Annotated in this window: 14 protein-coding genes; 12 read left to right on the plus strand and 2 right to left on the minus strand. The window is 27.5% G+C overall.

What is annotated here, in order from left to right; translation table 11 throughout:
- Positions 1-296 precede the first annotated feature (296 nt).
- Positions 297-3290: a CHAT domain-containing protein gene (locus LXD69_RS08390; protein WP_246918759.1), complete on the plus strand. Its 2994-nt coding sequence runs from the start codon at positions 297-299 to the stop codon at positions 3288-3290.
- On the opposite strand, the gene LXD69_RS08395 is transcribed toward LXD69_RS08390, so the two are convergent.
- Together LXD69_RS08395 and LXD69_RS08400 are read right to left on the minus strand one after the other, a co-directional pair.
- Positions 3270-3971, minus strand: coding sequence for a tetratricopeptide repeat protein (locus LXD69_RS08395; protein ID WP_246918761.1), 702 nt, complete (start codon positions 3969-3971; stop codon positions 3270-3272). The two genes, LXD69_RS08390 and LXD69_RS08395, sit on opposite strands and share 21 nt — an antisense overlap.
- Position 3972: 1 nt before the next feature.
- A complete protein-coding gene (locus tag LXD69_RS08400) occupies positions 3973-4512 on the minus strand; it encodes an RNA polymerase sigma factor (RefSeq protein ID WP_045968845.1) in 540 nt (179 codons plus the stop codon).
- A 120-nt stretch (positions 4513-4632) separates the two neighbouring features.
- Here LXD69_RS08400 and LXD69_RS08405 point away from each other — a divergent pair, with 120 nt between their 5' ends.
- From LXD69_RS08405 to LXD69_RS08455, 11 genes are all read left to right on the plus strand, one after another.
- Positions 4633-5970 carry an OmpA family protein gene (locus LXD69_RS08405; protein WP_246918763.1) on the plus strand — a complete coding sequence of 446 codons (1338 nt, stop codon included), beginning with the start codon at positions 4633-4635 and terminating at the stop codon, positions 5968-5970.
- 3 nt (positions 5971-5973) lie between these two features.
- The gene (locus LXD69_RS08410) at positions 5974-7173 is read left to right on the plus strand and encodes a hypothetical protein (RefSeq protein WP_246918765.1); all 1200 of its coding nucleotides are present in this window, start codon (positions 5974-5976) and stop codon (positions 7171-7173) included.
- Between the two features lie 8 nt (positions 7174-7181).
- Complete coding sequence (locus LXD69_RS08415) at positions 7182-7820, plus strand: hypothetical protein (protein ID WP_246918767.1); 639 nt, start codon at positions 7182-7184, stop codon at positions 7818-7820.
- Position 7821: 1 nt separating this feature from the next.
- Entirely contained in the window at positions 7822-8553 is a 732-nt protein-coding gene (locus tag LXD69_RS08420) for a hypothetical protein (RefSeq protein ID WP_246918769.1), read from the plus strand.
- Between the two features lies 1 nt (position 8554).
- Positions 8555-8947: a hypothetical protein gene (locus LXD69_RS08425; protein ID WP_045968835.1), complete on the plus strand. Its 393-nt coding sequence runs from the start codon at positions 8555-8557 to the stop codon at positions 8945-8947.
- A 2-nt stretch (positions 8948-8949) separates the two neighbouring features.
- The gene (locus LXD69_RS08430) at positions 8950-9435 is read left to right on the plus strand and encodes a hypothetical protein (protein ID WP_246918771.1); all 486 of its coding nucleotides are present in this window, start codon (positions 8950-8952) and stop codon (positions 9433-9435) included.
- A 126-nt stretch (positions 9436-9561) separates the two neighbouring features.
- Complete coding sequence (locus tag LXD69_RS08435) at positions 9562-10473, plus strand: hypothetical protein (RefSeq protein ID WP_246918773.1); 912 nt, start codon at positions 9562-9564, stop codon at positions 10471-10473.
- 28 nt (positions 10474-10501) lie between these two features.
- A complete protein-coding gene (locus tag LXD69_RS08440; RefSeq protein ID WP_246918775.1) occupies positions 10502-11257 on the plus strand; it encodes a hypothetical protein in 756 nt (251 codons plus the stop codon).
- A 1-nt stretch (position 11258) separates the two neighbouring features.
- On the plus strand, positions 11259-11585 hold the full coding sequence (locus LXD69_RS08445; protein ID WP_246918777.1) for a DUF4870 domain-containing protein: 327 nt from the start codon (positions 11259-11261) through the stop codon (positions 11583-11585).
- Position 11586: 1 nt separating this feature from the next.
- Complete coding sequence (locus tag LXD69_RS08450; RefSeq protein ID WP_246918779.1) at positions 11587-12531, plus strand: hypothetical protein; 945 nt, start codon at positions 11587-11589, stop codon at positions 12529-12531.
- A gap of 54 nt (positions 12532-12585) precedes the next feature.
- Positions 12586-14742 carry a T9SS type A sorting domain-containing protein gene (locus LXD69_RS08455; protein WP_246918781.1) on the plus strand — a complete coding sequence of 719 codons (2157 nt, stop codon included), beginning with the start codon at positions 12586-12588 and terminating at the stop codon, positions 14740-14742.
- Positions 14743-14778: the final 36 nt, after the last annotated feature.

Below are 14778 nucleotides of genomic sequence, written 5' to 3' on the forward strand. Positions count from 1 at the left end.
AAAAAGCACAAGCAAAAAATGAAGCTTTGGCTAATGTTAAAAACACTTTTTACCCAAAATAAATCTATAAAAACCATCATTTTTACTAGGTTGGTTTCATAGTCAATGAATATATTTTTATCTATTAAAATTACAAATTATACTATTCAGACAATAGGTTTTGCTGTCATAATTGGATTGAGGTTGTTCTTCTTTTTTTTTAAAAAAGGAAATAGTATTATTTAGAAACTCTTTTTTTATTTTTTTAATGAAACAAGAAATTATTTTTCTATTTTTAGAATATTAAAAATGACTGTATGAAAAAGTGTTTTTTTTTAGTTTTATTGTATTCTATTTCTTTTTTTTCACAACATAATGACTTAAAAAAAACAGTAAAATTATCAGATAGTTTAGAACATGTTGAAGATTTTACAAAAGCAATCCAACTTTGGCAAAATAATGTAAAAGGAAACCCAACATTAGCTACAAATTATATAAAATACTTCGTATATCTAAAAGAAAAAAAATCCATTTTATCTCTTGATAAATTGCAAAATAACCTTTTAAAGAGTAGTAAAAGAGATACTTTTCAGTCCGATTTATTAATTAAAACATATGTTTTATATTATAATTATTTGTCAGAAAAAGAGAGCTGGGAAAAAGCACTAGAAAAAGCTTTGGAAGGAGTAGAATTAAAAGATTTCAATCTAGCAAGTACAAAAACCAGAATAGAGTATTTATCAAATTTAGGATATATCTATAGACAATGTAAAAACCCATATGAAGCCATTTCTTTTTACAAAAAATCTTTAGACTTAAATATGGCAACTAATGGAGAAAATGCAAACATAGCTAATGATTATAATAATTTAGGAGATGCTTATATAGAGAATTATAATCCTACAAAAGCGAATGAATGTTATAAAAAAGCAATTTCAATCTTAGAAAAAATTACTACAAACAAACCAGAAGATATAGATCAATTACTTATTGGTTATAGAAACCTGATTAGTAATTTGTTAGAATATGGAGCACAAGACGAAGCAAAAAAATACGTAAATAAGATAAATACTCTTTTTTTTAAAAATAAAAAGCAGTTGAATATTCATTCAAAAGAATTGTGTTTTCATGCTAGACAAATGCAAATAGATGGCAATGTTTCTTTTTTTGCAGCAACAGGTAATTTTGAAATGGCCACCAAATATTGTGATAGTTTAAAGACTGAAACATCATTTAAAAAAGAAAATGAAGAAGCAATAGCGTTTCTAACCATGCGATATTACGATGTTGCAGACTTTATGTATGAGTTTGAAGAATATGCTCAAACCGCAGAACGACTTCATCAATTAGAACCCATTATAAATAAATTTAATTTAATCGTTCCTAAAATGTTAGTTAATGCTAAATTAGGTACTTCTTATGAAAAACTAAAGGAGTATAAAAAAGCATTGCATCATATAGAAATTGCAGAACAAATAGTAGATCAACAGCATTTTAATTCTAGTAAATTTTCAATCCAAATTATTAAAGCTATTATCTTAGGTGGAATGAATAAAAATCAAGAAGCAATTGCTATTAGCAAAAACACATTAGAACAATTAGTTTATGAGAAAACAAAGACAAAAATTGCGATTGATCAAATAAAGTTTGAAAATGTATCTGAACTTGCAGATGCTTATTTTATTAATATTTTTGAAAAAGTAGCAGATTTATATGTGAAAAAATTCAAACTATCTAAACAAAAAAAAGACATAGAAATTGCTGAAAACTTATACCAAATTGCTGGAAAATTATTTCAAGAATATTATTTAAAAGGAGAATTTAATGATTATTTAAGTTATTATCATCAAGAAATTGTTGAAGGTATTTTAGAATGTACACTTTTAAATCAAGCTAGTTTTCAACAAAAAATAAAAAACATAAATCTTATAGAACGTAATGCTTCTCAGCATTTACTAAAAGAGTTTGATAAAAAAATAAAAAGAAGAACATCTGAAAATACAACTTCTGTAAATCAAATTAATAATTTAAAGATAGAACTTGAATTTTATAAAAAACAAAATACAACGGTAAAAAGAGAAAAAGATTTTAATTCAAGAAAAATAATAACATTACAAAAAGAAATTGATAAACTAAGTAATAAACTAAGTGAAACGGAGAAAAATTATTCCAAATTTAATACAGCTACATTTGATGTAAATAAAGTGATTTCTAGATTAAAAAAAGAGGAACAATTGCTTAAATATTATGTTTGTAGCAATGTTGTTTATGCGATTATGTTTTCCAACAATTCAATTGAAATAAAGAAAATTGGTGATAAAAAAACAATTGAAAATCAAGTCAAAAAGTATAGTAAAGAAATACACACTATTCAAACCAATTTTAAAAAAAATAGTAATACATTGTATACTCTTTTAATGCCTTTTACTTTTAAAAAGACCATTACTATAATTCCTGATAGTTTCCTAAACTATCTTCCATTTGAAACACTATATAATTATAAAAAAGAGGCTTATGTTATAGAAAATCACTTAGTGTCTTATAATTATTCGTTACCTATGTGGTTGTTGCACCAACAAAATAGGCAAAAAAACTATAATCAGAGTTTGGCTGCGTTCGCTCCATTTTATGATAAACCTTCAAGCAATAATAAAAGAAGTGACTTTAAAGAATTAAAATTTACTACTGTTGAATCTCAACAAATAGCAAATCTTTTTGGAGGTACATTGTTTACAAAAGAAAAGGCTACAAAAGATAATTTCATAAAAGAAATTGAAAATTTTGATATTTTTCATTTATCCATGCATTCTCAACTGTTTGAAGACGATTTTAATAAATCATGTTTAGTGTTCTCTAATGAGGAAAAACTTTATTTTTCAGATTTATACGGCATGCATATTCCAGCTTCAATGGTGGTTTTAAGTGCTTGTGATACTGGAAGTGGTACTTTGAAAAATGGAGAAGGTATTATGAGTATGTCTAGAGCTTTAACGTATGCAGGAGTTAAAAGTGCAGTAGTCAGTTTATGGCAAGTTCCTGATAAAGAAACTTCAGAAATAATGATTTCTTTTTATGAAAATCTTAAAAAAGGACAGGCAAAAGACCAAGCCTTGGCTAATGCAAAAAACACTTTTATTAAAAATAATCCCATGAAAAACCATCCTTTTTATTGGGCAGGTTTCATAGTAAATGGAGATGTTTCACCTATTGTAAACAATTCTTATAATTGGATAATTTACATAAGTATCGGAATACTATTAGTAGCACTACTTTTTATTTTTAGAAAAAAATTATTGCAATTCAGAAAGTAATCTCGTAGCCGCTTCTTTTTGCGGATTATCTGTTTGAGTAAGTTTTTCTAAAAGTTGAGTAGCATCCTTTTTATTTTTTAATTTGAGGTTTGTTAAAGCAGCATACCATCTAAAAAAAGGTGTAAACGTATTTTCTTTAGTATAATCGTGTAAATTTAAAGTAGTAAGAGCTTCCTGGTATTTCTGAGTCTCCATTAAAGACAACGCTTTATAAAATAAAGCATAATCGTCACCATCTTTAGTATAAATTTCCGAAAATAAAACAATCGCTTCTTTATAATCTCCAGAATCATAAGCATAAAATGCATCCGATTTTAGATCTGTATTATTTTCACCTCTTACTGTTGGAGCAATAGTATTAGGATAAGTCTGATAATATTCATTGTAAAGAGAATCGTAATTTGTATTTAAGAAAATAGTCCATATAAAAAAGCCTAATAGAACAGCAAAACTAGCTGCTATATATAACCATTTATAAGATTTTTTAGATTTTTCAAAAGATTGTATTTTTTGTTTTAAAGCCTTTCTTTCATTCAGCGTTATTGCTTTTTTTACATTTTTTTCATACTCAAATACCATAGCAAAATCGTTGTCTTCTGCCAGTAAATTTTGAAAAATAATTTCTTCTTCAGACGACAAAGTGCCTTCAAAATATTTTTCTATGTAACTATACTTTTCCATTTTAATTTTCTTTTGTTAAGTCTTTCAGTTGTTTGAGACATCTAGATTTCTGACTTTTTAATACATCCTTACTACTATAACCAAGTTCTTCTTGAATTTCATCTAAATTTTTTTCTTCATAATAAAAAAGTTGTAATACCTTTTTACATTGTCCTCCTATTTTATTTAGAGCCTTTTGCAATAAAATAATTTGAATGTTATTTTCCTCTTCATTATAATCTTCATCAACATATTCTAGATTTGAAAAATCATCTTTTGAAAACGTTTTTTTCTCTTTTTTTAATTTTTGAAAAATCATAAACTTCCCAATACCAAATAAATAGGTTGAAATACTACTTTGTAGCGCATCAATTTTTCCTTTTTTTGCATTTTCAATTAAAGCAATAACAGCATCTTGATAAATATCAAGAACATCTTCCGAGTTTAAATTATAACGATTAGCGAAAATTAAAAACCCTTTCTTATTCTCATCATAAAGTTTCCGAACTGTTCTTTCGTCTTCCTTTTTTAATAATGCAATTACATGTTCAGGGTTATTCATTGGTGTACTTTTTTTATAGAAGTAAACAAAACTAACTAAAAAAAAGATTTTTTATATACCATGTTTACCTTTTTTAATTCTAAACACTAAATAGAAAATAAAATTTAAAACTATAGAATTATGAAAACAATTATTACAACATTTCTTTTCATACTTACACTATCATTACAAGCTCAAGAAACAGTAGGTGGTAAAGTAGTGAAAAATGCAAAAGATAAAACCTATCAAAAGGGAGAACAAAAAGGAGATGAAACAGTTGATAAAGCATTAAATAAAATAGAAGACGGAATAAGTAATCTTTTTAAAAAGAAAGATAAAAAAGCAAAAAAGAAAAAATCGAAAGATGATTCAGAAGAAATGAGTGAAAATGATAATTCTTCAAGCAGTGGATCAATATCCAAAACGAATCTAAAAAACATAAAAGTGTATTCAAAATTTGATTTTATTCCAGGAGAAAAAATTATTGGATATGACGATTTTTCAACAACTAATATAGGAGATTTTCCTCTAGGTTGGAATACAAATTCATCCGCTGAAGTAGTAACAATAGATGATAGTAATCAAAGATGGTTATTCATTTCAAAAGATGGTTATTTTCAACCTGATTTTGTTAAAGATATGCCAGAAAACTTCACATTAGAGTTTGATGTTTTTACACGTTACCGAAGTAATAATATTTTAGAATATCAATTCTACATTTTACCATCAACAAATCCAAAGAGAGATTTATCAGAAGAGTATTTAAATGACTATTTTCAATTCAAATGGTTAGCATGTGAAGGATCTTCTAGTTTTTATGTAGTGGAAAATGGAGAAACAGTTGGTAAAAATGAAGGCTTCACAGTTAAAGATTTTATTTGTGGTGGAAATGATAAAGAAGAACCTACTCAAGTAAAAATTTCTATTTGGCGACAAAATTCTCGATTAAGAATATATGCAAATGAAAACAAAATATTAGATATTCCTCAAGCCTTTAATTCAAAATCAAAATATAATGTTTTTAAAATAGGAGCCAAATACATGAATTTTTCTGAAAATGAAAATAAAGATGAATTTATGGTCTCAAACATTCGTTATGCAGTAGGTTCACCAGATACTCGTAGCAAATTAATTACAGAAGGGAAATTAGTAACAAGAGGTATTTTATTTGATGTTAATTCAGATGTTATTAAACCTTCTTCTTATGGAGTTCTAAAAGATATAGCTTCTGTTTTAAAAGAAAACCCAACAGTAAATATCAATATTATAGGTCATACAGATAGCGATGGAGATGCCACTTCAAATCTTACACTATCTCAAAATAGAGCTTTGGCAGTGAAAAACATTCTTACATCAGAATTCAAAATTGAAGAAAATAGAATGCAAACAGAAGGAAAAGGAGAAGCAGAACCATCAGATTCTAATAAGACAGCAATGGGAAAAGCAAATAATAGGAGAGTGGAATTTATAAAACTATAAAACATGAAAAAATTAATTTTAGCACTTATTCTAATAAGCGGATTACAAACACAAGGACAATCACCATTGTATTATGGAATGTATACTTCAAAATATGGAGATATGAATTTCTTTGAAGAATATGGACCTGAATATCCAAATAAAAATATCATTTATGGAGATTATGGAACAAAAGGAACAACAGTAGGATTTCTTTTAGGCAATGAGAATATTGGTAAATTTTATAACGGAACTAAAGACGGACAATTTAGGCTAAATATGAGCACGTTAGGTAGTTTGCCAAGTTTTATAGGAACATGGGGTTATACTTCAAATAATGCTAACACGGCTGATAAAAACTATTGGTGGGACGGAAATGCAAAATCTAAAGGAATGCCTTCATGTATTGTAAATGCAGTTTGGAGCGGTAAATGGAATACAAATCACGGATTTATAATCTTAGAGCAAGTAGGTAATAAAGTAACAGGAAAATACGATAATGTTGGAACTATAGATGCTACTTATAATCCTACTACAAGAATATTAAAAGGGACTTTCGTAAACAATGGTAAAAATGGTTTTTTTGAATATTCTTTTGAAGGAAATTCTTTCAAAGGAAAATGGGGATGGACAAATGCATTTACAGGAGGTCAATGGAACGGAACAAAAGCATATAAAACAAATAAAGAAATATTTGAAATAGACTTCATAAAACAATCTTTAGGAGAATGGACTTTCAATTCTATATTAACAGGAGAAAAAATAGCTGCAAAAATTAAAATTGAAGATAGAGGTACAGTTTGTGAACCAAAATTTGTTGCTATTATATCAATGCCTACCCAAGTTTTTTTAGATTTTTCTGTTGAAAACACCTTTACAACCAAAGAATACAATCTTACATTACAAAGAAATAAAGACACAAGTTTACCTAATTATTTCTTTGCAGAAATATCAAGTCCTATTACTCTTCTTGACAAAGGAAAACCTTCTACAACTACAAACACTTATTTGTCGCTTATTCCATTATTCGATAGCAATAATAAAATTATAAACCTAGGAGTAACATTAAATACGAGAACCAAAAATTTAAAAACAAATAATGAAACATCTAGTGTGCCTCATATAAACGTTTTTTTAAAAACAATGAGCAACATAAAGGTTTTAGACTATAGTCAGATTAACAATCAACTATTAAAACAACTACAACTCCCAATTAACAAATAAAAAACATCATGAAAAAAATAGTATTTACATTAATAATTATTTCTTTTTTCTCTTGTAATAAGGCAAAAGAAAGTATGCAAGATGCTGTAACCGGAGCAGTGGAAAAAACTATTGAAAACCAAACAGGAACACAAGTTGAATTACCAGATGCTGAAGATATGGACAACAATGCAGGATTTGTAAATTATAAATCTGAAAAGAAAATATATTTGAAAGGAGATGAGAAAATGCAAGCTACAGTAATCTTTCAAAAAGACAATGATTATTTGGCTATTGCTCTACAACTAACAGGAGAAAAAGGAAAATCATTTATAGCAACTATAAACCATATATCAGAAAGTTTTTCACTTCCATTAAAAGGGAAATTTGCTGTAAGTAACAGATATGATGGCATAAATCCATCCGCAACAATAATGTTTATGGATGTCTCTGAAAATGGAATGATGACATCTGAGTTGCCTTATGAAGGAGAAATCACCATTACAAAACTAACAAAAGATGCTGTAGAATTTAAAATCGAAGGAAAAGGTGGAGACCCATCTGATGTAGATAGTCCAAGCAATTGGAAAGCTATTTCTGGAAATGGGAAAATTACAAATCCAATTATTTTAAGTTACGGAATCGATAAAAACAATGTTTTAAAATAAAATGAAAACAATACTAATAGCATTAACAAGTATTTTTCTGTTTGCCTTTTCGTGCGAAGGCGACAAAAAAACAGAACAATTAAACGGTTTAGAAACTGAAGTAATCGAATCTTTAGAAGCAACAGGTTTAAAAGCCGAAGACTTTAAGGGTAAAATAGATGAATTATTAACATTGGAAATAGCTGCACAAGTTTCAGGTTTACCAGCGACAGAAGCAGAGAAAAAATATTCTAAATTTTCATCTTTAGAAAACTTAAAATACGAATGGAATTCTAATAGAACTAAGAAAGTAGAGTTCATGAAAGGGAAATTTATAGAAGCACCTATAAAAAACACCATCGAATTGAGTTGGGTAAAAAACACCACTTTAGAACAATTTAAACACGATTATCATAATCCAACTGCTGAAGAAATTAAAAAAGCAGAAGAAGCAATGAATAAAAAAATGACAGAGCTAAATGCAGAAGGAAAAACTACAGAAGAACAAGCAGAAACAGCTTCAAATGTTGCAAAAGAATCAATCTCTAAGTTTAAGGTGGAAGAAGTGCCAAATCTTGGTACGTATTCTGTTTTTGTAGATAGTGGTATTATGGGTGTAACAACAAGAGATTTGAAGGTTTTTTACAAAGGATTGTCATTTACAATTAGAGTGGATTTATCTGATGATGTTCAATCTAACGATAAAAAAGCGATTGAAACCGCAAAAATGGTCATTGATCAAAAATTAAAATAGTATGAAGAAAGTAACCTTGTTTTTATTCTTATTCATTGGATTTTATACCAATGCACAATTAGTATTTGAAAACAATAAAACCAATAGTAATACACCTAAGTTTATTGTAAATACTAGTAATAGCACCACACAGTTTTATACTAAAGTAGGAGGAATTCCCAAATTATATTATACTTGGAATAAGGTACCTCAACTTTTCGATGACGCAGACAGAACCAATCGTTACAAAATGACAGTTGTAGAAAATGATAAAATAGCCAAACGCACTTTTGAAATCTATTATTCATTATATAGAGAAACACAAGGATATATAGGATACATTAAACAAACAATTGACTTTCACGATTCCCGACCTACTAAAATTATAGAAGATAATTTTAAATTAAAAAACTAAAGATGAAAAAAACAATTTTAATATTGCTTTTGGTTTTCGCAATAAAATCACAAGCACAATTAGTACAAGGCGAATTAAAAATTAATAACCAAGCAAAAGCAGAACTAATAATAAAAGGAAATAAAGCAGTTAATTTATATGCCGATTTTCGAGAAAATAAATATAAGATCAACTTCATTTTCACAGGAACCGATATTCCATTAAATTCAGATAAAAAAGAAGTAGTTCAGTTTGTTTTCAATACAACAATCAAAAAAGATGGAAAAGTACTAGGAAGTATGAAAAGAACACCAATTCCTTTTTTTCCAGGTGATATGCTTATGCCAGTGGAAACCTTTGATTTTATTTCAATGCTAGCCAATTTACAAACAAATTCTAATGAAAAGGTTTCCGAAATACAATCAGGAAACTATGAGATTATTTTAGAAGCAAAAGGGTTAGGAGTAAAAGGAGAAATTACTCCAGCTAGATTTTTTATAAAGTTATAATGAGAGAATAGTAGTTAAGTTCTTTTTTTTAAAAGCCGTTAAACGTAAAAAAATTAACGGTTTTTTTATATCCCATGTTTACCTTTTTTAAAAAAAGACACTAACAAGAAATTTAAATAAATAATTATGAAAAAATTAGTTTTAATATTCGCGTTAGCAATACTTAACTTTTCTTGTAGCAAAGATGATGAACCAAACGAAGCACCTTCAAAACCTAAACTAGCCACTTTTACACAAAATGATGGAATTGATTATGCGATAACTTACAATGGAGAAACACCTACAGGTATTGAAACTGACGGAGTTAATGGCAATATAATTAACCCAATTATATTTAATACTCTGGGTAATGTCACAAACGTTGGTGCTGAATCCTACTTATACAATGCTAATAATTTAATTAATAGAGTTGTAACAGGAGATAATAACCAAAATTGTGTTTTAGAATATAATGGACAAAACCAATTGGTAAGACAATCAATTAATATTAACGATACAAATAATGATGGAATATACAATTGTATAAGGAATTTTACTTATACAGGAAATAGAGTAACAACAATAACAGAATCATCCACTTTGTATTATTCAGGAGGGCCAACCTATTCTTCAGATAACAAATTTGATTTAAGTTACGATGCTAAAGGAAACATTGTACAACTATTAAAATATGAAAAAAATCTTTCTGGTAATTATGTCGTAACAAGTACTACTTCGTATACCTATGATGACAAACCAAACCCTTGGAAAGAACTTTTGGCAGATAAAATATATAAGAATCAATTTGTCATTTCAAATGCTGCAATTGTTGAAAGTAAGCCTGTAATTGCAATCAGCAATTTTGCCTATTTCAAAATCTTTTACATTAATAACAACAACTTTATTAAAGTAAAGACAGAAAGTAATTTTGGCTCAATATTAGAAAATAATTATGAAAACACTTACAATTCAGAAAACTATATTACTAATATTACAACTGTTACATTATTTAATTCTCAGATAGAAAGGACATTATACAATTCATACTCGTACAATTAAAATTATAAAATTACTAAAATCTTAAAAAATGAAAAAAATAATCACAATTCTTGCTTTATCAATCGTTTTGTTTTCGTGCAGTAAAGATGATGAACCAACTTCTCAACCATTAGTTAAAGTGATTGATAAAATAGACGTCAAAATTACAGCTGGTAATTTTCCTTCCAATACTTATACCACTCAGTTTTCATATAATGAATCTAAAGAAATTTCTAAAATAGAATATCTGCCTAATGGAAATTTACAATATAGTTATACCTATAATTATCAAAATAATATTCCAGTTTCATCAATGTATGAGTTTCCTGGTGGAGGTGATCCAATTTATGAAGTTACTTATGGTTATACAAATGATAAATACACAAGTTATTATGATACGTATTATGATACTACCATTGCTTTTTCTTATAATCAGTCGTTTAATGCATATACAAACACAGAATCAAATAACAGGTATATTTTAAACGAGAATGACGATATTATTTCTAAAACATTAAGTAATATTGGAAATGAGTTTGCGTATAGTTTTGATACTGTAAAGAAAGGTCCTCTTTACAATGTGAAAAATAAAAAATTTATTCCAATACTATGGAATGGAACTTCAAATTCAAAGATGAATGAGCTAACTACTTATCCTATCATTGCAATTTTTGATGATAATTTAGCACAAAACAATCCTTTTGTTAATACTTATGATTCCGATGGATTTGTAACAAAATCTGTTTTTACATTAAGTAATGGAAGCCAAGCCTATGAAATAACATATATCTATAAATCAATATAAAATGGAAAACAAAGAAATTCAAGGAAAAGACATTGCCCTGATAAGTTATTTAACCATTATTGGTTTGGTTATCGCATTTGTAATGAATAATGACAAGAAGTTTGAATTTGCCAAATTTCATATTCGTCAAAGTCTAGGCTTGTTTTTAACCGCAATTGTGTTAAGTTTTATTGCTATAATTCCAATTTTAGGTTGGTTAGTATGGATTTGTGGCATTTTTATTTTGCTTTATATGTGGATAAAAGGTTTGATGAACGCTATTAATGGTAAAGAAGAAGTCATGCCCATTTTAGGAGAAAAATATGCCGAAATATTTAAAAATTTATAAAATGAAAAAATTATTATTTACAATAATAATACTAATTAGTTTGATTGGAAATGCACAAGAAAAAATGTGTGATTCTATAATGAAACAAATGGATTTTGAAATTGAAAATGCTAAAAAAAACAAATTAGATGCAACCATAATACAAGCATTGGAACAATCTAAAAAAGCATTTTACGATCAATATTGTAAAGACAATGTTTTTTACAATCATGGTGGTGCATCCAATGGAAACAACAATAACAATAATGATACTAATAATTCAAATATTTCCATTACTGAAATTAATAATGAGTATGTAAAAACAAAACCTTATAAAGGTGAGCCTTTTTATGGAAAACATAAGATTACTGTAAAAGTAAGTTCTACTGATGCAGAAGGCACTGTTAATACTAATTACAGTTATTATATCAATAAAGAAGGATCACTTATTTTACTAGATAAAAAATGTTTACAAAATGCAGGCATGGATATGATTCCTAATACTGAAGGAGGTACTTTTGAATATTGGTGTATTCGAAACGATGGCATAAGTACTGTTTTTGCCCTTTCCAATACTGGTGAAAAAATGGCAGTAACCACACATATCAAAAATTTTCTTATATCACCTCAAAATAATACTAAACCCACAATAAAAAATCTTAATAAATCGAAAATGATAGCTGGAAATCTATGCAAAGCTTATGAAGTCATTTTTAAAGAATTAGATGCTCCAAAAATGACCTTGTGGATTACTGTAAAACCCATGCTGTTGCAACATGATATTTTACCTTTTACAACTATGTTTACAGCAGATAAATTTGGTTTAACAAATTTTAAAAATCATGGTGTTTTAGAAATAGATATGAAACATAATAACGAAGCCACGTTTTTAAGTGTTACCGAAATAATTCCTTCAAATAAAGCAATATCGTTTAACGGATATACAGAATTCTTTATTGAGTATTAACATTCTAGATGCTTACTTATTAAAAAATGGATACTAATTAAAAAAACTACTATCATGAAAAAAATTACCATATTACTTTTCTTGTTCATTATAAGTAATAACTATAGTCAAGTTGTACCTATTCCAGACCTAGAATTTAAAGGAATTTTATTATCTGCAAACGGACCACTTAATAATATTGCCAAAGATTTAGCTGGAAATCCAGCCACAATTGATACTAATGGCGATAACGAAATTCAGGTTTCAGAAGCCTTACAAATTTCTTTTATATCTACTGTAGGTTTAGGAAATAATATTTTAAGTTTTCAAGGAATTGAATATTTTACAAATTTAGTTGAGTTTCAATCCATTCAAAGTCAAATAACCACAATAGATTTGTCATCAAATGTCAATTTAACAAAACTTGATTTGAGAAGTAATGGATTAACAGCTATAAATCTTGCAAATAATAACAATCTAAATTTTTTAGACTTATCATATACCCAAATTTCTAGTTTAAACATTAGTAACTTAACACAGCTTCGATATTTATATTTTTACAATTTGCCAATATCAACGTTTGATTTTTCATTTTTCCCTCTTTTACAAGAAGTATATTGTACAGGAGTACCTATTGCTGAATTAGATTTTAGTAACAACCCCATTTTCAACTCTCTTATTTGTGGAAGTCCAAGTTTAACATATTTAAACATAAAAAATGGATTCACTAACGCCTCACAAGACATTCAAGTTTCTAATAGTCCAAACTACAAGTATTTATGCTGCGATGAAAATGAGCAATCAAATTTTATAAATAGTTATGCCGTTTTATTTCCTAATTGTAATATAGGAAGCTATTGTTCATTCACCCCAGGCGGAACTTTTTATACTATTACAGGAGAAACCAAATTTGATGCTGATGAAAACGGTTGTGACATTAATGACATAATACTCCCTAATTTAAAATTTGATATAAATAGTAGTAATTCAAATGGCTCTTTTTATGCTAATGCTACAGGTAATTATTCCATTCCACTTCAAGAAGGAAATTATTTTGTGTATCCAAAATTAGAAAATCCTACCTATTACAACATTTCACCATCATCTTTCAATGTTCAATTTCCTTTTGAAGCAAGTCCGTACAATCAAAATTTCTGTATAACACCGAATGGAGTTCACAATGATTTAGAAGTCTCAATTACTAGACTAAAAGCTCCAATTCCAGGTACCGATGTACCTTACAGAATCATTTTTAAGAACAAAGGAAATCAAATACAATCAGGAACCATTACCTTAAACTTTGACGATGCTATTATGGATTTTGTTTCTTCAAACCCTGCCGAAACATCAATTATCACAAATCAATTAACGTGGAATTATACTAATTTAAAACCATTTGAAACAAGAACCATTACATTTATCATGAATCTAAATTCTCCAATGGAAACACCACCAGTTAATACAGGAGACAGAATCGAGTTTAGTGGAAGTATTCAACCAACTAATAATGCTATCAGTGATGATTTTCCAGATGATAATAATATTAATGTAAGTTTTGGAGTCGTAAACTCTGCTGATCCAAATGACATCACATGCTTAGAAGGAAACATAGTTGGTTCAGACAAAATAGGACAATACGTTCATTATATGGTTCGTTTTGAAAACATTGGAACTGCAAATGCAATGAATGTTGTAATTAAAAATCATATTGATACCAATAAATTCGATATTACAACGTTAATACCACTATATAGCAATTATGATTTTATTACGAATCAAAAAAACAATCAATTTGAATTCATTTTTGAAAATATAAATTTACCATTTGACGATGAAAATAATGATGGATATTTAGTATATAAAATAAAACTAAAAAACAATCTTGTGGTAGGAGATACTTTTACAAATCAAGCCAATATCTATTTCGATTTTAATTTTCCAATTGCTACAAATACAGAGTCAACAACAATACAAACCTTAGAAACAGAATCGTTCTTAAACAATAACGAAATAACAATTTATCCAAATCCAACTTCTGGAATGTTAACAATTCAAACAGAAAAAAATATCAATTTCAACATTGAAATATTTGATGTAATGGGTAAAAAAATAGCTCAATTACAAAATCAAGCTATTATTGATATTTCAAACATCAATTCAGGAATGTATATCTTAAAAATGACTGATTTAGAAACAAATCAAGTTATTTCAAAAAAGATTATAAAAAAATAGTGTATGTTTTTTGAAAAAATCCTCATTTGTAGCTTT

The organism is Flavobacterium sediminilitoris, from assembly GCF_023008245.1.
GTDB classification, from domain to species: domain Bacteria; phylum Bacteroidota; class Bacteroidia; order Flavobacteriales; family Flavobacteriaceae; genus Flavobacterium; species Flavobacterium sediminilitoris.